The 22886-nt window shown below is 61.4% G+C and carries 26 protein-coding genes; 12 read left to right on the top strand and 14 right to left on the bottom strand.

The genetic code is table 11. The annotated features are described in order from the left end of the window. The first annotated feature begins 25 nt into the window (after positions 1–25). Positions 26–745, top strand: a complete 720-nt coding sequence (gene lepB / locus SynMINOS11_RS04485) for a signal peptidase I (RefSeq protein ID WP_255445491.1) — start codon at positions 26–28, stop codon at positions 743–745. Here the strand turns inward: lepB and SynMINOS11_RS04480 are convergent. Together SynMINOS11_RS04480 and SynMINOS11_RS04475 are read right to left on the bottom strand one after the other, a co-directional pair. Then, positions 681–1934 (bottom strand): dihydroorotase, encoded by a 1254-nt coding sequence (locus tag SynMINOS11_RS04480; RefSeq protein WP_186550097.1) that lies wholly within the window; start codon positions 1932–1934, stop codon positions 681–683. The genes lepB and SynMINOS11_RS04480 overlap by 65 nt on opposite strands. Beyond that, positions 1931–3259, bottom strand: a complete 1329-nt coding sequence (locus SynMINOS11_RS04475; RefSeq protein ID WP_186550095.1) for a histidine phosphatase family protein — start codon at positions 3257–3259, stop codon at positions 1931–1933. Before SynMINOS11_RS04475 ends, SynMINOS11_RS04480 begins: the two co-directional genes overlap by 4 nt. A 127-nt stretch (positions 3260–3386) precedes the next feature. Here SynMINOS11_RS04475 and SynMINOS11_RS04470 point away from each other — a divergent pair, with 127 nt between their 5' ends. From SynMINOS11_RS04470 to SynMINOS11_RS04455, 4 genes are read left to right on the top strand one after another with little or no spacing between them, the layout of a single operon-like run. Continuing rightward, positions 3387–4676 carry a CPBP family intramembrane glutamic endopeptidase gene (locus SynMINOS11_RS04470; RefSeq protein WP_255445490.1) on the top strand — a complete coding sequence of 430 codons (1290 nt, stop codon included), beginning with the start codon at positions 3387–3389 and terminating at the stop codon, positions 4674–4676. Between the two features lie 60 nt (positions 4677–4736). Further along, positions 4737–5210 (top strand): hypothetical protein, encoded by a 474-nt coding sequence (locus SynMINOS11_RS04465; protein WP_186550093.1) that lies wholly within the window; start codon positions 4737–4739, stop codon positions 5208–5210. A 2-nt stretch (positions 5211–5212) separates the two neighbouring features. Further along, positions 5213–7003, top strand: a complete 1791-nt coding sequence (locus SynMINOS11_RS04460; protein ID WP_186550091.1) for a peptidoglycan D,D-transpeptidase FtsI family protein — start codon at positions 5213–5215, stop codon at positions 7001–7003. Between the two features lie 50 nt (positions 7004–7053). Beyond that, complete coding sequence (locus SynMINOS11_RS04455) at positions 7054–8223, top strand: transaldolase (RefSeq protein WP_011935280.1); 1170 nt, start codon at positions 7054–7056, stop codon at positions 8221–8223. Here SynMINOS11_RS04455 and SynMINOS11_RS04450 read toward each other — a convergent pair. From SynMINOS11_RS04450 to pyrH, 4 genes are read right to left on the bottom strand one after another with little or no spacing between them, the layout of a single operon-like run. After that, complete coding sequence (locus tag SynMINOS11_RS04450) at positions 8206–9204, bottom strand: esterase-like activity of phytase family protein (protein WP_186550089.1); 999 nt, start codon at positions 9202–9204, stop codon at positions 8206–8208. The genes SynMINOS11_RS04455 and SynMINOS11_RS04450 overlap by 18 nt on opposite strands. Beyond that, positions 9201–10334: an NAD(P)/FAD-dependent oxidoreductase gene (locus SynMINOS11_RS04445; protein ID WP_186550087.1), complete on the bottom strand. Its 1134-nt coding sequence runs from the start codon at positions 10332–10334 to the stop codon at positions 9201–9203. The genes SynMINOS11_RS04450 and SynMINOS11_RS04445 overlap by 4 nt, the downstream gene beginning before the upstream one ends. Then, the gene (frr, locus tag SynMINOS11_RS04440; protein WP_186550085.1) at positions 10331–10870 is read right to left on the bottom strand and encodes a ribosome recycling factor; all 540 of its coding nucleotides are present in this window, start codon (positions 10868–10870) and stop codon (positions 10331–10333) included. Before frr ends, SynMINOS11_RS04445 begins: the two co-directional genes overlap by 4 nt. A gap of 2 nt (positions 10871–10872) precedes the next feature. Then, a complete protein-coding gene (pyrH, locus tag SynMINOS11_RS04435; protein WP_186550083.1) occupies positions 10873–11586 on the bottom strand; it encodes a UMP kinase in 714 nt (237 codons plus the stop codon). A 129-nt stretch (positions 11587–11715) separates the two neighbouring features. Between pyrH and SynMINOS11_RS04430 the strand changes: the two genes are divergently transcribed. Next, the gene (locus SynMINOS11_RS04430; RefSeq protein ID WP_255445489.1) at positions 11716–11874 is read left to right on the top strand and encodes a hypothetical protein; all 159 of its coding nucleotides are present in this window, start codon (positions 11716–11718) and stop codon (positions 11872–11874) included. 5 nt (positions 11875–11879) lie between these two features. On the opposite strand, the gene cobO is transcribed toward SynMINOS11_RS04430, so the two are convergent. The 3 genes from cobO to SynMINOS11_RS04415 are packed head-to-tail and all read right to left on the bottom strand — an operon-like array spanning position 11880 to position 14338. Further along, positions 11880–12557 (bottom strand): cob(I)yrinic acid a,c-diamide adenosyltransferase, encoded by a 678-nt coding sequence (gene cobO, locus SynMINOS11_RS04425; RefSeq protein WP_186550081.1) that lies wholly within the window; start codon positions 12555–12557, stop codon positions 11880–11882. Beyond that, positions 12554–13183, bottom strand: a complete 630-nt coding sequence (locus SynMINOS11_RS04420) for a class I SAM-dependent methyltransferase (RefSeq protein ID WP_011935273.1) — start codon at positions 13181–13183, stop codon at positions 12554–12556. The genes cobO and SynMINOS11_RS04420 overlap by 4 nt, the downstream gene beginning before the upstream one ends. Before the next feature lie 6 nt (positions 13184–13189). Beyond that, a complete protein-coding gene (locus SynMINOS11_RS04415; protein ID WP_186550080.1) occupies positions 13190–14338 on the bottom strand; it encodes a site-specific integrase in 1149 nt (382 codons plus the stop codon). 75 nt (positions 14339–14413) lie between these two features. On the opposite strand from SynMINOS11_RS04415, the gene hemH reads away from it, so the two are divergent. From hemH to SynMINOS11_RS04400, 3 genes are read left to right on the top strand one after another with little or no spacing between them, the layout of a single operon-like run. Then, complete coding sequence (gene hemH, locus SynMINOS11_RS04410) at positions 14414–15577, top strand: ferrochelatase (protein WP_186550078.1); 1164 nt, start codon at positions 14414–14416, stop codon at positions 15575–15577. A 60-nt stretch (positions 15578–15637) separates the two neighbouring features. Further along, the gene (ilvB, locus tag SynMINOS11_RS04405) at positions 15638–17491 is read left to right on the top strand and encodes a biosynthetic-type acetolactate synthase large subunit (protein ID WP_186550076.1); all 1854 of its coding nucleotides are present in this window, start codon (positions 15638–15640) and stop codon (positions 17489–17491) included. A gap of 39 nt (positions 17492–17530) precedes the next feature. After that, entirely contained in the window at positions 17531–17758 is a 228-nt protein-coding gene (locus SynMINOS11_RS04400) for a hypothetical protein (protein ID WP_186550074.1), read from the top strand. Here SynMINOS11_RS04400 and SynMINOS11_RS04395 read toward each other — a convergent pair. Together SynMINOS11_RS04395 and SynMINOS11_RS04390 are read right to left on the bottom strand one after the other, a co-directional pair. Further along, positions 17755–17964 (bottom strand): hypothetical protein, encoded by a 210-nt coding sequence (locus tag SynMINOS11_RS04395; protein ID WP_186550072.1) that lies wholly within the window; start codon positions 17962–17964, stop codon positions 17755–17757. The two genes, SynMINOS11_RS04400 and SynMINOS11_RS04395, sit on opposite strands and share 4 nt — an antisense overlap. Then, positions 17964–18833, bottom strand: coding sequence for a polyphosphate kinase 2 family protein (locus SynMINOS11_RS04390; protein WP_186550070.1), 870 nt, complete (start codon positions 18831–18833; stop codon positions 17964–17966). The genes SynMINOS11_RS04395 and SynMINOS11_RS04390 overlap by 1 nt, the downstream gene beginning before the upstream one ends. A gap of 145 nt (positions 18834–18978) precedes the next feature. Here SynMINOS11_RS04390 and SynMINOS11_RS04385 point away from each other — a divergent pair, with 145 nt between their 5' ends. Both SynMINOS11_RS04385 and SynMINOS11_RS04380 read left to right on the top strand, forming a co-directional pair. Beyond that, complete coding sequence (locus SynMINOS11_RS04385; RefSeq protein ID WP_043737915.1) at positions 18979–19296, top strand: hypothetical protein; 318 nt, start codon at positions 18979–18981, stop codon at positions 19294–19296. Next, positions 19293–19496: a GIVxVP protein gene (locus tag SynMINOS11_RS04380; RefSeq protein ID WP_011935265.1), complete on the top strand. Its 204-nt coding sequence runs from the start codon at positions 19293–19295 to the stop codon at positions 19494–19496. The genes SynMINOS11_RS04385 and SynMINOS11_RS04380 overlap by 4 nt, the downstream gene beginning before the upstream one ends. Here SynMINOS11_RS04380 and SynMINOS11_RS04375 read toward each other — a convergent pair. Further along, positions 19493–20113, bottom strand: a complete 621-nt coding sequence (locus SynMINOS11_RS04375) for a hypothetical protein (protein WP_255445488.1) — start codon at positions 20111–20113, stop codon at positions 19493–19495. The genes SynMINOS11_RS04380 and SynMINOS11_RS04375 overlap by 4 nt on opposite strands. Positions 20114–20272: 159 nt before the next feature. On the opposite strand from SynMINOS11_RS04375, the gene SynMINOS11_RS04370 reads away from it, so the two are divergent. Then, positions 20273–21445: an ABC transporter substrate-binding protein gene (locus SynMINOS11_RS04370; RefSeq protein ID WP_011935263.1), complete on the top strand. Its 1173-nt coding sequence runs from the start codon at positions 20273–20275 to the stop codon at positions 21443–21445. A gap of 10 nt (positions 21446–21455) precedes the next feature. Here the strand turns inward: SynMINOS11_RS04370 and SynMINOS11_RS04365 are convergent, their stop codons facing one another. Together SynMINOS11_RS04365 and SynMINOS11_RS04360 are read right to left on the bottom strand one after the other, a co-directional pair. Beyond that, positions 21456–21818: an AbrB family transcriptional regulator gene (locus tag SynMINOS11_RS04365; protein ID WP_011935262.1), complete on the bottom strand. Its 363-nt coding sequence runs from the start codon at positions 21816–21818 to the stop codon at positions 21456–21458. A gap of 99 nt (positions 21819–21917) precedes the next feature. Continuing rightward, complete coding sequence (locus SynMINOS11_RS04360; protein WP_011935261.1) at positions 21918–22820, bottom strand: aspartyl protease family protein; 903 nt, start codon at positions 22818–22820, stop codon at positions 21918–21920. Positions 22821–22886 lie beyond the last annotated feature (66 nt).

Genomic DNA, 22886 nt, shown 5'->3' with positions numbered 1-22886 from the left:
TCCGCTTGAACCACCACCAGCAGCTTTGAACGGGGCCAAAAAACGCACGACATCGGCCAACAGTTGGGGGTTCTGGCGCAGCTTGGTGGTCACCCTGGCCGTGGCCCTCGGGGTCCGTCATTTCATCATCGAGGCGCGCTACATCCCGTCCGGCTCGATGCTCCCGGGCCTGCAGCTGCAAGACAGGCTGCTAGTGGAAAAACTCACCTACCGCACCCGTCCGCCCAAACGGGGCGAAATCGTAGTGTTTCGAGCACCCCAATCCTTCGATCCAGCCCTGAAGCAGGACTACTCCGTCAGCCCGCTGCGCTGTTTCATCGCCACCTTGCCGATCATTGGTGGCATTCCCGGCGTGCAAAAGCCAGCCTGCGAAGCCTTCATCAAGCGGGTGGTTGCCATCCCGGGAGACAAGGTGGAAGTGGACCCCAGCGGCCATCTCAAGATCAATGGAAAAGCTGTCAAAGAGCCTTACGTCAACCGCTACTGCCCCACTGGAAATGGCCAGGGTTGCCGGCCGCTGCGAGCTGTGGTGCCGCCCAAATCCGTTCTCGTGCTCGGTGACAACCGGGCCAACAGCTGGGATGGTCGTTTTTGGCCCGGCACCCATTTCGTCCCTGACAACCAAATCATTGGCCGCGCCTTCTTCCGCTTCTGGCCGTTGAGCAGCGTGGGCTCCTTGGTCAGCCCTGATCCAACGACCACTGCTCCACCGGCAACAACCCCGAAGCCAACAGCTGCCCCTTAAGCGCCTGGGCTGACAACGGTCCATTGGCGGCCAAGCTGCCGGCGCGCGGTTGATGGGCCTGCTCTGGGTCAAACAGCAGCCAGCGCTGACTGCCGAGTTGCAGTGATTCCGGCTCTTGCCCAAGAAAGGCCGAGGGTCCCCAGCTCAGGGCTTGCCAGAGCTCGCTGGGCTGCCAGCCATCACCAGCCACCAACGCCTGCCACAACGCCGGCAGCACCGGCTGATACCCCGACACACCGGGCCTGCGCTGATCCAGCGGCAGCATCTGCTCTTCCCGGTCGATGGGGCTGTGGTGCACCGACACCGCCTGCACCACCCCGTCGCGCAAGCCGGCGCGCAAGGCCAGTCGATCGGTTGCCGAGCCCAACACCGGCGTGATCGTCCAGCCAGGGGCTAAGGGATCCAAGGTGCTGTGATCCTGCAGCAGATGCCACCAACACACACTGGCCTTGGGCCGAGCCGGGTGCTGACGCAGTTGCTCCACGGCCTGGGCTGTGGAGAGGTTGAGCAGCCGTAATTGAGGAGCACGCCTAGCCAAAGCCAACAAGCTCTGCAATGGCATCAACTCACTGGCCAACGGCTCGGGGGGCCAGCCGAGGCGCAAGGTGTCGACTCCTTCGCGCACCAGGCCCGATTGCGCCAACGATGGATCCCTCGGTGCCACCAGCAGGGGCAGATCATCGGCATCACCCAACAGCAGCACCCGCTCCAGCAGGGCTAACGGCGGGATCGACTCGCCATCACAGAAACCAACGGCTCCGGCCTGGTGCAAATCCGCTAGAGGAGCGAGATGGCGTCCCGAGCCAGCAGCGCTGATCGCCCCCCACAGCAGCAACTGCAGCGGCTCAGGCCAACGCAATTGCAGCGCTTCTGGACGGTCGCGCCATTCGCTGGCCTCCGGCAACAAGGCAACACTCCCGTAGCCGGCAGCCGCCGCTTCAGCCGCCAGGGACTCCAACGTCTCCGCCCGGCCGCTGAAGGGATCGAGGAGATGGCTATGGGGATCAACCAACACCGGCGCCAACAGCGCTGCAGGCGGGGCATCCCTGCACTGGGTGGCGCCATCAACCCCAGCCTCTGCCGCCTCACCCCAAGCCAGGAGCGATTGGCCTTCCAACAGAGCAGAGGTGCGCTGCAAGGGAACGCCTGGCCCCTCCAGCAGCTGCACTCCCCGCAGAAGACGTTTCAAAGAGCCCCGGCCGCCGTGCGATCCAACACGCCTCCAAGATGGCTGGTGAGGTTGAGGCTGGCCACTACGGCATCTCCTTGAGCCCCAGCGCCGTAATCGATCACGCTGACCCCACCGTTGCCCTGCTTGACCGCCCAGATGTCGGCGGGGCCAAGACCGAGCAGATGGCAAAGGATCGTTTTATTCACCGCATCGTGGGCCACCACCAGCGCCGTTTCTCCATCGCCGAGGCCAGCAACGATTCGCGCAAAGGCCTGCACCGAGCGATCCCACACCTGCTGAATCGTTTCGCCTCCCTCGCCGGGCATTTCCACGGTGTGGGGAAGGCTCTGCCAGGCGGCTAACAGATCAGGCCAGCCGGCGCGAATTTCCTCCTCCAGGCATCCTTCCCAAGCGCCATGGCCGATCTCCACCAGACCCGGGCAGCTGGTCATCGGTACTGAAGCACCCTGCAATTTCAAAATCGCCTCAGCGGTCTGACGCGGACGCGACATGGAGCTGGTGTAGGCGCGATCGAGAGCCACCGTCTTCAGGAACTCACCGGCCGCATGGGCCTGGGCGTGGCCCTGCTCATTGAGGGGGATATCGATCTGGCCTTGAAAGCGCCCTTGCCGGTTCCAATTGGTTTCGCCATGGCGCACCAGCAGCACACGCGGACCAGAGCTGCGCTTGGGCAAGGCCTCACCGAGATGGGAAATCGTGTTCAGCGACTCAATCTGCACCTGTCCGCCTGGACGCAGGTTGAGCACCGAGAGCGAGGCATTGTTGATGCGGTAGCGATTGAAGTGCTCAGCAGGCAGGCCAAGGGCCGCCAATAACAGGCAACGCAGGATGCCGTTATGGGCCACCACCAACACGCTGTGATCTTCCTCGGCGGGGAAGCGTTGCTGCAACTCCTGCCAAAACGCTTCGGCCTGCTGCCGCAGTTCCCGCACCGGGTAATAGGAGCTGCCATCGGCGCGCTGCAGTTGCAATTCGGCAGGTGCTTGGCGCCAGTTCAACTCCTGCTGCGGATCTTTTTGGGCCACCTCTGCACGGGCCAGGCCACTCCAAGGGGTGAGGTCGATCTCCAGCAACTGATCGGTGCTGGTGGCCTTGAGGCCTTGGCCTTGCTCCTGCAGGGCGAGCTCAGCAGTGAACTGGGCGCGCTGCAGTGGCGAACAAAACGCCGCGGTGAGGGGAATATCGCGCAGGGCACGGCCCACCTGACGGGCCTGCTCCATGCCTGGATCGCTCAACTTGGAGGCATCTTCCCGGCCTTGAATTCGGCCCTCCAAGTTGAAGCTGCTGAGGCCGTGCCGCACCAGCAAGATCCGCGTCGCCAAGGGCCCTGACTCAGTTCGGGGCGCATCGTACGCACCAACCTTGCGCTCACCGGTGACAATGCCTTGCAGTGACTGAGCCCCGGTGCCAAGCAAGGAATCAACCAGGCGATCGACCCCATGGCTGACCTTGCTGGCTTTGCTGAGCTTTGCGATCGCCGCCTTGATCTGGGGTGTGTCCTTGGCGCAAAGCGTCGAGCGCCCCTCCGTGGGCAATGCCCTGGAGCAACGTCAGCTGGAGCTGGAAGTGCTCGCCAGCCGACAGGGCGATTCCTCCAAAGCAGCCGAAGCAAAATTGCTGCAAGCCCTGCAACAAAGCCCCGAGGCCGGCAGTAGCGACAGCCTGATCGCTCAGGCCTTGCTGGAGCAGCGCCTCGAGCAAAACGAGCCATCACGCCGTCATCTCGGGACGGTGCTGCAAAGCGGCCCTGCCGATCTGCAGCCCCTCGCCGCAGCCTTGCTTGAGCCTGAACAACAAGCCGAGGTTCTGCCGCCGCTGCCGCAACGCCCCCTCTACCGGCTGTTGACCTGCGATGCCCTGGGCCGGCCCAGTCAGGACTGTGTGGCGGGCAACGTGATTGAGCAAGCCCAATGGCGGCTGAGCTTGCTGAACCTGCTGCCCCTCTCCGGTGTGCTGTTCGGAATCGTGCTGCTGCTGCAGCTGATCTGGCAGTCCTGGCGCGGCCACGGCAACCCGCCGCCACCGCTGCGCGGTCCGGAGCTGAATCTCACCGAGGTGGTGCTGATAATTGCTGGCGGCTTTGTTGTGCTCGGCGGGGTGGTGACACCCCTGCTGGCCCTACCAGCTCTTGGCGGCCTGCTGGCGCCGTTGAGCCTGACCCCAGCCCTGCGCGCCGCCACCGAGGTCTTGATCCTCTACACCCTTTCAGCCCTGCCGGCGGTGGTGGTGCTGGCCCTGTTGCTGCGCGGCCTACCCGCCGGCGAATCCCGCTGCCTGCAATGGCGAGCGAGCTGGCTGAACTGGCCGCAAGCCGGGCGAGGACTATTGATGAGCTTGCCGATCGTTGCCCTCAGCGGCTGGTTGGTGGAGCGCTTTTGGCCCAATGCAGGGGGCAGCAATCCCTTGCTGGAGGAGGTGCTCAATGGCCGCAGCAGCTTGGCTTTGCTGATGCTGGCCTTCACCGCCACCGTGCTGGCTCCTCTGTTTGAGGAGTTGCTGTTTCGCGGGGTGTTGCTGCCGGTTGTGGGCGCCCGTTGGGGCATTGCCGCCGGCATCGGTGTCAGCGCCTTGGTGTTTGCCCTGGCCCACCTCAGCCTCAGCGAAGCCCCACCACTGCTGGCCCTGGGCATTGGGCTGGGTTGGTTGCGCTGGAGCAGTGGCCGCCTGCTGAGCACGGTGGTGATGCACGGCCTCTGGAACGGACTCACCTTTTTCAACCTGGTGCTACTGGGCAGTTGAGCCTTGCCTGGCCCAAATCCAGGTGGTTGACTGGCGCATTACGGCCTGGTGCGCTCGATGGTGGCTGTTCCCCTTCCAGAACGACGAAGGGTCAGTGGCTCAAGGCGCAGCCAAGTGGCGCAACGCAAAGTTCAGCGCCAAAAGCGTTCACTGGAACTGCTGCAAGGGGCGCTCTCAACGCATCGGATGGCGCGCCAAGCGCCATGGCTGGCCAACCTCCATCGCATCACTGATGGCGCCTTGTTGGCCACCGGCGTTGCGGCCCTGGCCATGGCTGGCCTCACCCTGCACTGGCAAGGGCGCTGGGGCGGTGATTTCCGCCAGCTGCAACGGGCCCAAGCGCTTGAACACCGGCTGATGGAAAGCCAATCAGCCCTGGAGCAGCACTACCTGCGTAGCGCCAAACGTCCAGGAGCTCTGGTGGCCACCAGCAGTCAAGATCTGGTGTTCCTGCCCAGCCCACCACCTGCGGCCAGCGCATCGGTCAAACCATCGCCGGGCCTGAAGCTCAACTGGATCGCGGCTGGTTACTGAGGGTGTCTCAAACGCGCGTGGCTAGTCGCAAACGCAGGGGGCGGGTCCTGAAACTCCACCCTGTGCCCTCCAGTCGCTTGATCACGGTGGTGGTGTTGCTTTGCAGCGCCCTGGGCGGACTGGGCATGCGGCTGGCTTGGTTGCAGCTGGTGGCTGGCGAACAACTCGAAAGCCGCGCTCGCCAAGCCCAAACCGAACGCCGCAATCCGCTGGGTCGCCGCCGCACGATTGTGGATCGACAAGGCCGGCTTCTGGCCATTGATGAAGAGCGGGTGACGGTCTGGGCCCACCCCCGCTACTTCCGCTGGCCTGGCGATGATCCAGAGCAACGGCGCAGCCCGCGCGAGGTGGCTGAAAAGCTGGCTCCAATCCTGGGCGTGAGTGCAAGCAGCCTCAGCCAGCGCATGGGCCAGCACCGCTCAGGCGTGCGGCTGGCGAGCAACCTGGAGCCATCCACAGCAGCACGGCTCAAAGCGCTCAACATCGATGGCATTGATTTCGAGCATGGACCGCAGAGGATCTATCCCCAAGGCGACCTCTTCGCCAATGTGCTCGGTTTCCTCAACCTGGAGCGCTCTCCGCAGGCCGGGCTTGAACTGAGCCTGGATGACAAGTTGCGCAGCCAAGAGCTGAAGCTCGGCATCCGCCGCAGCGGTGATGGCACCCCCCTCCCCGATGGCATCGGCGCCGGCAGCATGCATCGCGATGACCTGCGGCTGCAGCTCACCCTCGACACCCGCCTGCAACGGGTTGCCCAGCTGGAGTTGCTGCGTCAAGTCGAGAAATGGAATGCCAAACGAGGCGCTGCCCTGGTGATGGATGCCCGAAACGGCGAGCTTTTGGCGTTGGCCTCGGTGCCCACCTATGACCCCAACCGGTTTTGGAAGTTCAAGCCCGGCTTGTTTCGCGAATGGGCTGTGCAGGATCTCTATGAGCCCGGCTCCACCTTCAAGCCCATCAACCTGGCTATCGCGCTGCAAGCCAAAGCGCTCACCAGCACCAGCACCATCGACGACAAGGGCTCCCTCACGATCAGCGGCTGGCCCATCCACAACCACGACAAAAAAGCTCACGGCCGCATTGATCTGGCCAAGGTTTTGCAGGTCTCCAGCAATGTCGGCATGGTTCAGGCCATGCAGCGGATGGATAGCCGCAACTACTGGCAATGGCTCAACAAACTTGAGCTCAACAACGCGCCTGACACCGATCTGCCAGGTGCCGTCAGCGGCCAACTCAAGTCGCTGGACACCTTCACGGCCAATGCGATCGAACCGGCCACGGCCTCCTTTGGCCAGGGCCTAGCCCTGACACCGCTGAAGCTGCTGCAACTGCACGGGATGCTCTCCAATGGCGGCCGTTTGGTCAGCCCCCACATCACCCGCGGCCTGCGCAGCGGCACCGAGCTGTCTGACTCCAGCCGCCTCAGCGGACGGCAATTGCTGGATCCAGCCGTCAGCCAACAGGTGCTGGCTTGGATGGAGAGCGTGGTGGAAGAGGGCAGTGGCCAGGTGGCGCGTATTCCGGGCTACCGCATTGGCGGCAAGACCGGTACTGCCCAAAAAGCCGCCAACGGGGTTTACATCCCAGGCGCCCTGATCACCAGCTTTGTGGCCCACCTACCCGTTGAAGATCCCCGCTTTGTGGTGCTGGTGGTGGTAGACGAGCCTCAAGGGGAGCATGTTTATGGCTCAACCGTGGCGGCGCCGGTGGCCCGCAGCATCATTGAAGCTCTGCTGGTGATCGAGCAGATTCCGCCCTCAAAAGCAGTTACTAAAGCCTTAAAGACAACTTGATCTGACCGCTTCTTTGATGGCTACGTTGACGTCATCCGCAAGCCCCTGCCATGGCCAGTTTGCTTGAGCAGCTCTCCAGCATGACCGTCGTGGTAGCCGATACCGGCGACCTTGAGGCCATCAAGACGTTCACTCCGAGGGACGCCACCACCAACCCCTCGTTGATCCTGGCCGCCGCCCAGATACCGGCCTACCAAAACCTGATTGATGAGACCCTGAAGGCCTCACGCGCCCTGATCGGCCCCACCGCCCCTGCTGAGCAGGTGGTCGCCGAGGCGCTCGATGAAATCTGCGTGACCTTCGGCAAAGAGATTCTCAAAATCGTGCCGGGCCGCGTGTCGACCGAAGTGGATGCTCGCCTGAGCTACGACACGGAAGCCACCATCGCCAAGGCCCACAAGCTGATTGGGCTCTACAACGACGCTGGCATCAGCAATGACCATGTCCTGATCAAAATCGCCTCCACCTGGGAGGGCATCAAAGCTGCTGAACAGCTGGAACGTGAAGGCATTCATTGCAACTTGACCCTGCTGTTTGGTTTCGCCCAAGCCGCGGCCTGCGCCGAAGCCAAGGTGACCTTGATCTCACCCTTTGTTGGCAGGATCCTCGACTGGTTCAAGAAGGACACCGGCCGCGATAGCTATCCAGGCCCAGAAGATCCCGGTGTGGTGTCGGTCACCAAGATCTTCAACTACTTCAAAAAGCACGGCTACTCCACTGAGGTGATGGGTGCCAGCTTCCGCAACCTCGACGAGATCATCGAGCTGGCCGGCTGCGACCTGCTGACCATCTCCCCCAAACTGCTTGATCAGCTGCGCAAGCAAGAGGGCACCTTGGTGCGCAAGCTGGATGGCAGCAACCCCAGTAGCGAGCTGGACAAGCTCAGCATCGATGCCCAGCGCTTCGAGCAGATGATGGCCGAAGACCGCATGGCCCACGAAAAGCTGGCCGAAGGCATCCAGGGCTTCACCAAAGCCATCGAAACCCTCGAAGCCCAGCTGGCCCATCGCCTTGCCGTGCTGGAAGGTGGTGCCGCATTCGCCCATGCAGCCCAAGAGATCTTTCTGCTCAACGATCTCGATGGCGACGGCTGCATCTGCCGCGAGGAATGGCTCGGTAGCGATGCCGTCTTCGATGCCCTCGATCGCGACCACGATGGCAAGCTCCATCCCGAAGATGTGCGCGCCGGTCTTGGCGCAGCCCTAGCGGCTGTCCGCTGAGGCGCAAGCTTCAGGTTGCAGGGGTGCCAGCAGAGCCAAGCGGTTCTGCTGGAAGGGGCTGAAGTTGTCATCGCTGGTCAGCAGCAAGGTGGGACGTCCATCCTCCAGTTGCGGTCCAGCGGTTAACGCCTCCCAGTTGTCGGGCTCTAAGCCAACATCGCGCAGATCCCAGCGCATCACTGGAGCCACAGCTCGCTCTGGCTTCTGATCGAGAGGAACCGCTGGCAGCAAGCTGAGCCGGTTCCACCATTTATTGGGCTCGGCGTACCCACGCCATAGGGCCAGTAGTGGTGGCTGCTCTCCAGCCTGAGCAGGCAGCAATGCGGTGAGCCCCCAATGGGGCTGGGCTTCTAAAGGCGCACTGACCAGCAGCGGTGTTCCCAGGGGGGTGAATTGCATCTGCTGGCCCTGCTGCTTAGCCAGCAGCAGGCGCAATTGGCGCGATGAATCCTGTTGCAATGGAGCCTCCGCTGCGAGCACAAACCGCAGCCCCGGCAAGGCAACCAGGGCCTCGGGCCCTTTGTTGCGGCGCATGCCTTGACCCTGCTGTGGTTGCCACTCGACGGGCAACGGCCATTGCTGCTGGATGGCAAAGCCACCGGAGCTGAGCAGCTTCAGCTCCAACAGGGAGGCTGGTCGCTTTTGGGGGTTACGGGCTTCACTGGCCATCCAAAACCGCTGCGGACTACCCCCGGGTGTGCGCACCAGCGCTTCACCATCCAGCTTCTGGCGGCCTTGCCCCTGCAACGGCTGGGGAGCCTGCGCCGATAGCAAGGGCTGGCGCACGGTTCCATCCCAGCGCAGCTCAAGGCTGTGGGTGCGCTTGGCATCGCTAAGCAGCCACAGGCGCCGCCGCGGCCAATCGAGCGCCATCCCAGAGAAACCACCCAAGCGCTGATCAGCGGCTGGGTTGGGCAAGCTCTGCTGCCAGATCAACTCCCATCCAGCCTCCAATGGGCAAGGGGCAAGAAGCGGAATCAACGTCCCGCCCCCAACAAGCCGCCGCCCAACCGGCGGATCACCCGCTGAGCAATGTCGCCATAGCCCATCTCACCACTCAAGATCTGAGCAATGCGCTGCGGCGCCGTGGGCCGTTTGATCCCCAGCTGGTAGCCGACCTTGGGGAAGCGATAAAACACTTGACCAATGCGGCGGCCCCAGCTCATCGATTCGCCCCACTCGCTGCGCATGGTGCGGGTGTAGCCAGCCAAGGCCTGCTGCTCTCCAGAGAGATAAGCATCCAAAGCTTCCGCCGCGCGCAAGGCCGAGAGCAGAGCCGGGCGCAACCCCTCCGCCAAGAAGGGATCCGCCAGCGAGGCCGCATCGCCAACCGCCACGACACCGTCGCGGTGCAGTGGGTGGTGGCCATTCCAAACCCGCAGCGGCCAATGACGGCGCTCCCCTGCCTGGGGATCCAGGCCCAGGCTGGGCAGCAAAGCGGTGAGCACCTGGTCGTAGTCGGCCACGGTGCGACCCAGAAACGTGCCAATGCCAACGCTGTAGCCGCCACTGCGGGGAAAGCACCAGCAGAAGCCGTGTTTGACCAAGCCAAACTCAAACCGAGCCGTTTGCGGTTCATCCACCGGCCCCTCCACCTCCAGGGCTAAGGCCGCGGCCAAACGGGGATTGGGATCAGCCACCCCCAACTGGTTCACCAGATCACCGCGGGAGCCATGGGCCAACACCAGCGCCCGGGCCTGTAGGCGCTGCTCGCCAATACACAGCTCCCAGCCATCGCCATGGCGGCTGACTTCGGTGACAGCTTGGCCCTCCAAGCGTTCCGCGCCAGCGGCAGCAGCCTGATCAGCTAAGTAGCCATCGAGCACATCACGGCGCACGATCCAAAACGGGGATTCACCGGGAAGATCGGCAATCACCGGATCCTCCAAACACCAGGTGAATCGCACCCGATCAATCACCCGATCCACCGCCGGCGTGAGGTCGCAAGGAAACCATTGCTGAACAGAGGCAGCCATGCCTCCTCCACAGGGTTTGGAGCGCGGCAAGGGGCGCTCATCGATCAAGACAACCGAGCGTCCACGCAGGGCGAGTTGGTAGGCCGTTGCCGCCCCGGCGGCACCAGCACCCACCACAGCAACATCGAAACTCACACCTTGAGGATGTCGGCTTCTTTATCAGCCAGCAGTTTCTCCAAATCGGCGATGAACTTGTCGGTCACCTTTTGAACCTTGTCCTGCTCATCACGGCTGAGATCTTCCGAGAGCTCACCATCTTTTTCGCGTTTTTTGATCTGATCGATCGCATCGCGGCGCACATTGCGCAGGGCCACCTTGCCCTCTTCGGCATATTTGGAAGCGATCTTGCAGAGCTCCTTGCGGCGTTCCTCGGTGAGGGGAGGAATGTTGATGCGAATCAACTTGCCGTCGTTGTTGGGGGTCAGGCCCAGATCACTCATGCCGATCGCCTTCTCGATCAAGGCCATCGAGCCCATGTCAAAGGGTTGGATCTGGATCGTTTGGGAATCGGGCGCTGAAATCGTGGCCAGGGATTTCAGGGGCGTATCGGCGCCGTAGTACTCCACCATCACCTTGTCGAGCAGGGAGGTATTGGCCCGGCCGGTGCGAATGGTGTTGAAGTTTCGCTGGGTGGCTTCCAGCGACTTGGTCATGCTGGCTTCAAGATCCATGGTCAAGCAGCGGATGTAATTCGGGTCCCGATCGGTTCACCGGCAACGGCCCGGGCAATGTTGCCGGAACCAAACAGATCAAACACCACGATGGGGATGGTGTTGTCTTTGCACAGGGCAATGGCGGTGGCATCCATGACGCCCAGCTCATTGGCCAAGACGTCTTGGAAGGTGAGGTGCTCGTAGCGCACCGCATCAGGGAAGCGCACCGGATCTTTGTCATAGACACCGTCCACCTTGGTCGCCTTGAGCACCACATGGGCGTTGATCTCAGCAGCGCGCAAAGCCGCGGTGGTGTCGGTGGTGAAAAAGGGATTGCCGCAGCCGGCACCGAAGATCACCACTCGCCCCTTCTCGAGATGCCGCATCGCCTTGCGGCGGATGTAAGGCTCCGCCACCTCCTGCATGGCGATAGCGCTTTGCACCCGGGTGGGAACACCGGCCCGCTCCAAGCCGTCTTGCAAGGTGATCGCATTCATCACCGTGGCCAACATGCCGACGTAATCGGCCGTGGCCCGCTCCATGCCGGCAGCTGATCCCTTCAGCCCGCGGAAGATGTTGCCGCCTCCCACAACGATGGCGAGCTGGGTGCCCTTGGCGACCACCTCGGCCACGTCTTTGGCAATCGCACTAACGATGGCGGGATCAATGCCGTAACCCTGGTCACCCATCAGGGCTTCGCCGCTGAGTTTGAGCAGAACCCTTTGGTAAGCCATCGCTGAAGTCTGTCCGGCGAACAGTAGCAAGCGCCTTCAGCCCAGGCCGGGGGTTGCAACAGTCAGTGCCGCTCGCTTGCATGGACCAACTGGGATCACCCGATGGGAGATGGGAGCCGCAGCGGCCTGATGGCCCGCCTCACCCTCTCAGCCGTGGCGGATGCCACGCAAGACAGCTCTGGCTGGAGTCAACCGGAAGTGCATCGGGCGCTGCTGGTCAGCGGCCTGTCGGTGCTCACCTCCGCCACCTGGCTGCTGCGCCGCGATCTCAACGGTGAGAGCGCCTGAGCCGCTTAAAACTCAATCCCCAATTGCGCCTTGACGCCCTGCTCGCGGAAGGGGTGTTTGACCAGACTCATCTCGGTCACCAAGTCGGCCCGCTCAATTAGCGCTTGGGGTGCACCGCGGCCTGTCAGCACCACATGGGTCAGCTCGGGCCGCTCATCCACCCCAGTGAGAACGTCCTCCACCGGCAAATAGCCCAACTTGAGGGCCACATTGATCTCATCGAGCAGCACCAGCTGAACGGCTGGATCGCGCAAATACACAAGCGACTGCTGCCAGGCCTCAGCCACGAGTTGACGATCGCGTTCACGGTCCTGGGTTTCCCAGGTGAAGCCTTCACCAAGGGCATGCCACTGCAGCTGGTCTCCAAAGCTCTGCAAAGCCTTGGCCTCCCCTGGCTGCCAGGCCCCTTTGATGAATTGCACCACAGCCACACGGCCGCCATGGCCGAGGGTGCGCAAGGCCAAACCCAGCGCTGCGGTGGTTTTGCCTTTGCCTTGGCCGGTGTTGACCAGCACAAGGCCTTTTTCAATCGTGCGCTCACCAACCCGTTGGGCCTGCACCTGTTTGCGCCGCTCCATGCGTTGGCGATAGGCGGCATCGTCTTTTTCAGTGGCCAGCTCACCCCCCATCCCAAGGGCTGCCGCGGTGGCATCCAGGTTGCTGTTGGCAGGGGGTGTGCTCATGGCCTCTGGGCTGTGATGCGTTGCAACGCCTGACCAGCCAGGAGCTCTTGCTCCACAGCGATAAAGCCCAACGCGTCAAGTTGGGCAGGCAGGTTGTCCTCCAGCATGGCAATGGCGGTGTGGGTCTCAAAGAGGGCACAAAAGAGCTGCTGCGGCAGCTGAAGCCAAGGGCCAGCCGGATGCAGATCCACCAGCACCAACCAACCTCCGGGCATCAAGAGGCGCAGGCAGCTGCGCAGCACCTGCTCGCGCTCAGGGCGGGAGAACTCATGCAGCGCCACGCTGAGCTGAATCGCAGCGAAATGACCGTCTGGCAGCGGCGGATCTTCAGCTAGGCCCTGAACCCTCTTCAGCGCGGGGTAGCGCTGGGCGGCCAAATCCAAGGCCCGCGGCGCGATGTCCAAGCCCGTGACCGCAAAACCTGCCTGCAACCACGGAGCCGCCGCTTCGCCGCTGCCGCAGCACAGATCCAGCACAGCAGCACCCGGAGCTAAGCGCTGCTTGAGGCCCTCGAGACCCAGGGCCCGCAATCGAGCAACACCACCAACACTGAGGGAGCTGATGGCCGTGACGCTGTCGTAAATCCAGCGATGCCGGTAGGCCAGGGGCCTCAGGAAGGTTGCCATTGCTCGTTAGGCGCTTCGCCGCGCCAAGGCGGCATCAACGGCCTGCTGCTGATCACGGCGGGTAATCCAGTGGTGATAGGTGCGGGTGTGAATGGCCACCGAGTGCCCCATCATTCGGGCTGCCACGGTATCGGGCAAACCCATGTGGATGGTGCGCAGGGCCCAAGCATGGCGTAGGTCATAGGGCGTTAGCGGCAGCTGGTAGCGGCGAAACTGCTCCGCCACGCGGCGTCCCACCTGCTGCAGGGTGGTCGTCCTGAGATCGGTGCAAATTGGCGGCAATAGGGCCCGCTGCCGGGCCAACGGGCGCAGGGCGAAGTGATCCACCCACTCCGGCAAAAACGGCCAAACCTGGTGCTCACCGGTCTTGGTGGTCGGCAGGACCCGCACCACACCGTCTTGGCTGGCATCCAGCCCAGAAAAATCGGTGAAAAACACCTCATGGTTCCGCAATCCATAGGTGGCCATAAGGCCAAACACCAGGCGCCAGCCAGGATTGGGAATGGCATCGACGACCTCCAGGATCTGACAATCACTGGGCAACTGCCGAAAACGGGCCTGATGCAGGCCATAGCCCGCAGCCCGTTCATTCCAATCGGCTGGAAGCTGCAACTGCTCTTGCCTGGCGAGCAGCGACAGCACCAGACCGCACTGCTGCCGCGATCGGCTTGCCAGGGGGTAACTCTCCAGCACCTGCTCGAGCAGGGACACCGACAAACGGCTCTGGCCTTGGGCGGCTAACCGCCTGAGATAGGGGCGATAGGCGGAGGTCCAGGTGCTGCGGCTGCCAGCGGGCTGGCGACGCCGACGTGGATCGGCATGGAACTGTTTTTCAAACCGATCCAGGGCTCCATCGAGACCCGTTGGCGCCTCAACCGGACTTGGCGGCTCCACGCTCTGGGGCCACTGGAAGCTGCTGTCCTGCACCTGCTGATGCACCTGGTGCAGCCTCTGCAACGCCGCCGCCAAACCATCGGAGGTCGCCGGAAACCCCAAGCTGAGGCGCTGCACCTGCAACCCCGGTTGGCCATCACGCCGCGGCAGTGGCCCCCGCAACCCCAGCCGCTGGCCTCGTTGCTCAAGCCGCAAGCGCACTCCAGCACTGCGCAAGCCGCTATTGAGCTGTTCGAGGCTCTCGGCCGGCAGCGCTGACATGACCGGAAAGTAACGACCGAAATAGAAGAAAACCAGGGCCTGGTTAGGCTCTCTGCCATCGCTGAGGTCAGCCCCTTGTCCCGAGTCGGAATCGTCCTCCTCAACCTCGGGGGGCCAGAACGAATCCAGGACGTTGGCCCGTTCCTTTACAACCTATTTGCCGATCCCGAGATCATCCGGCTGCCGATTCCGGCCCTCCAGAAGCCGTTGGCCTGGTTGATCAGCACCCTGCGCAGCAATAAATCCCAAGAGGCCTACCGCTCCATCGGTGGCGGTTCACCGCTGCGCCGGATCACTGACCAACAGGCGCGCGAACTGCAAAGCCTGCTGAGGCAGCGGAACGTGGATGCCACCACCTACGTGGCCATGCGCTATTGGCATCCCTTCACCGAGTCCGCTGTGGCGGACATGAAGGCCGATGGCATTGAGCAGGTGGTGGTGCTGCCGCTCTATCCCCACTTTTCGATCAGCACCAGTGGCTCGAGCTTCCGGGAACTGCAGCGCCTGCGCCAGGGCGATGAGCGTTTCGCCCAGCTGCCGCTTAGGGCCATTCGCAGCTGGCATGACCACCCCGGCTATCTCAAGGCCATGGCCCAGCTCATGGAGCGGGAAATCGATGCCTGCGTTGATCCCAGCACCGCCCATGTGTTCTTCAGTGCCCACGGGGTGCCCAAGAGCTATGTGGAGGAAGCCGGCGATCCCTATCAAAAAGAGATCGAAAGCTGCGCTGAGCTGATCATGAAAACCCTGGGCAGGGACAACCCCTGGACCCTGGCTTACCAAAGCCGGGTGGGCCCGGTGGAGTGGCTACAGCCGTACACCGAAGAGGCCCTGGAAGAGCTCGGAGAAAAGGGCGTCAAAGAGCTGGTGGTGGTGCCGATCAGCTTTGTGAGCGAGCACATCGAAACGCTCGAAGAGATCGACATCGAATACCGCGAGATTGCCACCGAAGCCGGAGTCAGCAACTTCCGCCGGGTGCCAGCTTTGGACACCGATCCCACCTTCATCGCCTCATTGGCCGATCTGGTGGAAACGTCTTTGGCCGGACCTGAGGTGGACCTCGATGAGGCCGCTGCCCTTCCGGCTCGCACCAAGCTCTACCCCCAGGAGAAGTGGTCGTGGGGTTGGAACAACAGCTCAGAGGTATGGAATGGCCGCCTAGCCATGCTCGGCTTCTCCGCCTTCCTGGTGGAACTGATCAGTGGCCACGGCCCCTTGCATGCCTTGGGCTTGCTCTGATGGCCCCTTGCCCTACAGGCCATTAAGTTGGGGGATCACAGTTCAGGCCTGGGTGCAGCGGTGACCCTCACGACCCCCACCCCCAGCACCACAACAGTGAGTGCATCCCAATCCCAGCACGTCAGCGGTGCCTATGCACTGATGGATGCGCTGCACCGTCATGGTGTGTCCCACATCTTTGGCTACCCCGGCGGCGCGATCCTGCCGATCTACGACGAACTGCATCAAGCCGAAGCCCGCGGCGAGCTGAAGCACTTTCTGGTGCGCCATGAGCAGGGCGGCGCCCATGCCGCCGATGCCTATGCCCGCGCCACCGGCAAGGTCGGCGTTTGTTTTGGCACCTCCGGCCCCGGTGCAACCAACTTGGTGACCGGCATCGCCACCGCACAAATGGACTCAGTGCCGATGGTGGTGATCACCGGTCAGGTACCCAGGCCGATGATCGGCACCGATGCCTTCCAGGAAACCGACATCTTCGGCATCACGCTGCCGATCGTGAAGCACTCCTGGCTGGTGCGCGATCCAGCGGATCTGGGCAGCGTGATTGCGCAGGCCTTTTTCATCGCGGCAACAGGGCGGCCTGGGCCGGTCCTGGTCGACATCCCCAAAGATGTCGGTCAAGAGCTCTTCGATTACGTGCCGGTGGAGCCCGGCAGCATCATTCCGCGTGGCTTCATCCATCCCCCCCAGCACGACAAACAAGACATCTGTGCTGCGCTTGATCTGATCGAAGACGCTCAGCGGCCGCTGCTCTATGTCGGTGGCGGAGCTGTTTCTGCAGGCGCCCAAGAGGCGCTCAATGCCATCGCCCAGCGGCACCGCATTCCGGTGACCACCACCTTGATGGGCAAGGGCGTGTTCGATGAGAACGACCCCCTCGCCGTAGGCATGTTGGGGATGCATGGCACGGCCTACGCCAACTTCGCCGTCACCGATTGCGACTTGCTGATCGCTGTTGGTGCCCGCTTTGACGACCGCGTCACCGGCAAGCTCGACACCTTTGCGCCAAGAGCCAAGGTCATCCACTTCGAGATCGACCCGGCAGAGGTGGGCAAAAACCGCAAGCCCGATGTGGCGGTGCTGGGAGATGTGCGCCGCAGCCTCGAAGAGCTGCTTCAGCAAAGCCAGCAACGCCATGTGGAACCACACACCGCAGCATGGCTAGCGCGCATTGACAGCTGGAAGCAGAACTATCCCCTAACAACACCGCCCGCTGAAGGGGCGATCTATCCCCAAGAGGTGCTGCTTGCGGTGCGCGATTTGGCGCCGAAGGCCTGGATTACCACCGATGTGGGTCAGCACCAGATGTGGGCAGCGCAATACCTGCGCTGCGGTCCCAGGCAGTGGGTGAGCAGTGCCGGTCTCGGCACGATGGGATTTGGCTTGCCTGCGGCGATCGGCGTGCAGGTGGCCTTGATGGACGAGCAGGTGGTCTGCATCGCCGGCGATGCCAGCGTGCTGATGAACATCCAAGAGCTGGGGACTCTCGCGCAATACGACCTACCGGTGAAGATCGTGATCGTCAACAACCACTGGCAGGGCATGGTGCGCCAGTGGCAGGAGAGTTTCTACGAGGAGCGCTACTCCGCCTCCGACATGCTCCCTGGCATGCCTGATTTCATTGCCCTCGCCCGCGCCTTTGGCGTCGATGGTGTGCACATCACCGATCGCGATCAGCTCAAGCCGCAGCTGCAACAAGCGCTTGCCACCCCTGGTCCGATGTTGATCGATGTGCACGTTCGCCGCGGCGAAAATTGCTACCCGATGGTTCCTCCCGGCAAGAGCAATGCCCAGATGGTGGGCCTACCCAGCCACCCAGAGCTGGCGTTGAGCGAACGGCGCACCTGCAGCCAATGCGGCCACAGCAACCCCAGTGAACACCTGTTTTGCAGCAACTGTGGTCACGGCTTGTAATCGAGCCATCACGGGACCTTCAACGACGGGATCGCCGCGTTGAACACCGTCCTCATTTATCTCATCAAGTTCATCGAGGTGATGGTGGTGTCCTGCGTTTTCAGTCCCAGCAATTGGGAGCAATGCTGGCGCGTCAACGAGTGGATGACTCCCTACGTCAAAGATTTCCAGGAGTTCCAAGCCAAGCCGCCCTACAGCGAAGAAGAGAAAAAGTGGCGGGAGTATCACACCGGTGTTCAAGCCGCCGATGACGGACTAAACCCTTAGCGGTAGTACTGACAGGCTTCTGCTGGGCCATAGGGTCCTTCCTCACGCCCCAAAGCACGCGAGGCTTGTGCGGCATTGATGCGATTGAGGTGATAGCCAAGGCAGGCGTTGCGTTTGAGCTGGTAGTCGATGGTGGCGTAGATGAACCAGGCCACCGCGATCCCTCCTGCGATGTAGGCACCATTGATGAGGTGCTTCATGGCCATCAGGCCAGCATTTCACGACCTTTTTCGAGAGCCTGCTTCTGGGCCTCATTGAGTTGGGGGTAGCTCAGGCCCAATGCCTTGAGCCGCTCAATGATGGTTTTGGTGACCACCAAGCGCCCAAACCATTTGTTGTTCATCGGCACGCAGTACCAGGGGGCATGGTCGGTGCTGGTGTTCCGCATCATCGACTCGAAGGCATCTTGGTAGTCGTCCCAATAACGGCGTTCCTCCAAATCACTCAGCGAGAACTTCCAGTTTTTCTCAGGACGCTCTAAGCGCCTGAGGAAACGCTTGCGCTGTTCATCGGCACTGATGTGCAGGAAAAACTTCAGCACCAGAATCCCGTTGCGGGTGAGATGCTTCTCGTAGGCATTGATGTCCTCATAGCGATGAGAAAATAACTTCTTGCCGGTGAGGCTCTCGTGCAGCCCTTGCTTTGAAGCAAGGTCATGCACCTTCACCACCAGAACGTCTTCGTAATAGGAGCGGTTGAAGATGCCAATCTCTCCGCGCGCTGGCACTTCTTTGCTGTATCGCCACAACCAGTTGTGGCTCATCTCATCGCTGGAGGGCTTTTTAAAACTGCTGACTTTCACGCCCTGAGGGTTCACACCGCTCATCACGTGCTTGATGGTGGAGTCTTTGCCAGCCGCATCAATGGCCTGCAGCACCACCAGCACACCCCAGCGGCCATCGGCATAGAGCACATCTTGCAGCTCGGCGAGCTGCTCCACGCCGCCTTGAAGCAACTCAGCGGCTTGCTTTTTGCCGTCGATCTCGCCGGTGAAGTCAGGATTTTGGGGCTTCAGACGAAAGGAATCGTCTGTCGGAACCTGGTAGTAGGCAATGTCGTTCCACTTCGTGGCCACGGCAACAATCAGGCGGTAGTCCCTTTCAGCTTTAGAACTAAGCCACAGCCTGATCCCACGATTAGGGAGAATGACTTCAGATTTTTGGGTCTGAATGGGCTGGCGGTGCTGGCAATCACTCTGTGCAGCACTGCTCGCCAGCCTGATGCTGGCCTGGCCCGCCACTGCCTGGGCCGCCGAGGTGTTGCAGGTGCGTGAGCCTGATTTGTTATTGATCGGTGATCACAACCGCACCTACAGCGTGCGATTGGCCTGCATTGCTCCGGTTGCCGGGGAAGAAACGGCAGCCTTAAAGCTGCTGCGAGCCAAACTGCCGCGCCGTCAGCGCGTCAATTTGATGCCGATGGGAAGCCGTGATGGCTTGCTGCTGGCACGCGTGAGGCCACTGGGGCAAGAGCAAGATCTCAATGACCTGCTGATCACAGCAGGACTGGCCCAAGCCACTGAAACCTGTCAGCCATGAGCCGCAATCGGACCGCCAAAGGCATTGTGTTGGTGCCATGCCTCTTATTGGGAGGCGCTTTTCTCTCGGCCGCTGCCTGGGGGGATGAGCAGAGCAATCAAGTCTTGGCGTTGATGATCGGCCTGGGGCTGGTTGGAGCAGGCCTATTGGCCCAGTTCATCCCAACCCCTCCCCCCGAGAAAGATGAGGCTCAGGGCTAGTTCGACGCTTTCTGGTCCTTCATCAGCGCAAAGAAAGCTTTCGTCGGATAGAAGACAAAGCGATCTTCCTTGTCATCAACGATCTGAGCCAGCGCATTGGTGAGATCAACAGCCATGATTTCCGGCTTGGTGCCTTGCACTTTGCTAGCCGCAGTAGTGGCGTCCTGATAGGTCATGAAAAACACGCCTCGGCTGCCTTCCGGGGTCTTGATGGTCAAGAAAGGCTTGTGGAAGAAGACCGGGATAGAGAGACCTTTTTGAATGTCTTCTTTGCTCACACCCTGCTTCTGGAGAATCGCAACGGCCTGATCCATGTCGGCTTTGGAGCCGACCACGGGCGTCACGATCTGTTTGCCGCTCTCTTTGAGCTTGATATTCATCTCATTGACCTTGGCGTTCGCCACATTCATCGGAAGGGCGGAGATCTTGGCCTTGGCGTTTGGGTTGGCTTTCTCGAAGGTGGTGAGCTCCTGATTGGCCCGATCCTTCTGCAGGAACATCGGCAGGATCAAGTTGTCGCCCCTAGGAATCGGCAGGGGAATTCCCTGCTCAGAGGTGAGCAGGAAAACGGGAACAACGGCCAGCTTTTTAATGGCAGCCTCTTCGGGGATGGCCAAAGCCGGAGCCGATGCGATTGAGACCGGCAAGGACGCCAAAGCTGCCATGGCGATAGCGCGCCAACGAGCCACAAAATCCGGCATGAGACCCACGATTGGAATGAGGCGAGCGTAGGCAGCTCCTGGCCACTAACCTTCCTTCGCTGGACGGTATATGTCATGACCACCCCGAGCCACCTGCGCATTTGGAGGGGGGCTGGTGTGGCCGCTGCTGTGATCGGCAGCCAAAGTCTTGTGGCCGCTCTGCCCCAGCCCGGCAACGCTCTGATGCTGCTGCCCTCAGAAGGAGCCATCGCTGGCCTGGGGGATGGACTGCGTCGCGGCTTCTTGCTGGCTCAAGACCAAGCGCGCATCTGCACCAACCAACAAACCGATTGGAGCATCGGTTGGCTGTCCGATCACCGTGACATTGCCAATCAGCTGCGGCACCGGAGTTTGCCGCCGGTTGTCTTAGCCCCTCCAGCGGCACCCCTGGTTCCCAGTGGCTTGCTGGCACAAGAACGTCAACGGCAGCTATTGCTGCCGTTGCAGCGGGGCATTTCGCTGCAGCAACTCGCCAGCCGCCCCGGCTCTGATCGGCTCTGGCCTGTGAGTGCCTCCCGCAGCCTTGAAATTGATGTGCTGGTGAAAGCGCTGTTGGAGCAAAACAACAAACGCTTCATGCTCGTGACCGATGGCACAGCTGATCAATTGCAGCTGGCTGACCGCTTTTTGGAAACCATGGAGAACCAAGGCGGCAGCTTGATTGGTCTCGACGACGGCCCCCGCAGCCTCAATGGGGACAACGCCAAAGCGTTGGAGCGCTTGGCCCTGGATGTGGACTGGTTCCGGCCTCAAGCCTTGGTGGTGATGACCACCAACAACAGTCCATTGATGCAGGCAGTGCTGAATGAATCCTGGCCCCAAACCTTGACCCTGGTTTGGAATGTGGCGCCTCGCTACGCGAGCTTGCAACCTCAACTGGGCGTGGCTGAGGCCAATCGCGGCCCGGGATGGGAACCATTCAGCCGCAGCTTTGAGCAGCGTTATGGCTACACACCAGGAACGGTGGAAGCATCGGGATATGACGCCGGGCAGCTGGTGGCCCTATCGGTGATCAGCGGCCAACAGCAACCAACCGATGGCATGAACAGCTTTGATCCCGACGCCAAAGCCTTGCCCTACTGCGCCGCGCTCAGGCGAGCCGCTGCCGGTGAAAGCGTGAAGCCCACGGGTGCTGGTAGCAATTTGGATCTCAAAGCAGCAACCCCACCGACAGCGATTCTGGATGTGATCCAGAAGGCTCCCGATGGGGTTGAAACCAGAACGAGTTACGACCTAGGCGCTAGTTAACCGAAGCGAATCACTCTTCGCCTTCGTCCTCAGCACCCACAGGAACCAAACGGATCTGCTTACGGCCCAGCTTGATTTCGAACTCATCGCCAGGGTTGAGGTTCAGCAAAGCGGTGTAAGCCTTACCAATCAGCAGATTGCCATTGCCCTGAACAGTGGCGACATAGCTGAGCTTGCGCCCACCTTTGCCAACAGAACCACCACCAATTTCAACACCCTTGGCATCAAGCAGGGCTTCGTAGAAAGCGGTGAAGTTCAGGCGCTCGCCGCCGTCTTTCTTGGTGGAGACGTAACCGCACTCACGAACGATCTCCGATTTGCCAGCGTCGCCTAGTTCCCGAACTTTGGCGAGCAGGTCGTTACCAGTGAGCATGCTCAACAGAATTAATGCACAACGGCAATGTAACCATTGGCCTGCACTTTTGGAAAGCCCTTAGAAGAAATTTGCTGCATCAAATTCTCAACCTTAGATTCACCAGAGCAACAAAACTGGATCCGGCCTATTGAGAAGCCAAAGCTGGCGACGATTTTTGAGCAGTGGTTGGCCAATGATGGCCTCCACATTTAAATCCTTGAGAATCCTGTTTCGCGTCACGATCGCTGGGGATCCCTCCAGATGAACAGTCCCAATGCGCAAACCAGAAAACACACGTTCGACGGCCAATTCAGAACCACAAAAGCCTTGGATCTCCACTCCAGACGGCGGCGACTGTGGGGTTAATCGCTGAGCCAAAGGCACACCGACAAACACAGCTTCTGCCCCGGTGTCAAGTAGGGCCAAGGTACTTTTTCTACTCTGATCGAAAACCTGCACAAGGGGCACATGATCCCGCCATTGCAAGGGAAGCCTGAGGGCATCGGCTGGCGCCGACTGAATCGATAACTGTTGATCAAAACGCACTTGTTGTTGTTTGGGATCGATCAACATCGGCAGCTGACGCAATGCCGATGCGCCCAAAACGCCATCAGTCCCAGGGGGAACGCCCAACTTGGGCATCACCAACACCGCCAACTCGCGGATCTTGAGTCCACCCAGTTGCAGGGGGGGTAGGACAGCCTGGCGAGGCGGGTCAGTGGGGCAATCACTGCCGGCCCCAGCCAAAGCGAAGTTGCCACCGTTTAACGGTTGTGTCGTCAATTGCAGCCGTGCAATCAGCGCTTGGCTGACCATCGAGCGCGAGGCGCCGGTGTCGATGAGCAGGCGCACCGGGTCGCCCGTGCTCGTTTGAAACTGGAGGATGGGGGTATCCCCATCACTGGGGATGGCATAGGCCGCGCGGCTGGATCCTTCCATCAGTGGCCGAGGCGGCGGGGCACCTTCCAACTGCACCAATGCAGCCAGGGCTAGTCCCCAAGCGGTTTGCCAGAGGCCCATACAGACAATCCTTTGCCCTGATCAAATCGTCTGCGGATCCATGGTTCAACCCAATCAGCCAGGCCG

The sequence above is a fragment of the Synechococcus sp. Minos11 genome, from assembly GCF_014279855.1.
In the GTDB taxonomy this organism is placed as follows: domain Bacteria; phylum Cyanobacteriota; class Cyanobacteriia; order PCC-6307; family Cyanobiaceae; genus RCC307.
Note: the sequence above shows the minus strand (reverse complement) of the source record. Positions and strands in the feature narration are given on the sequence as shown.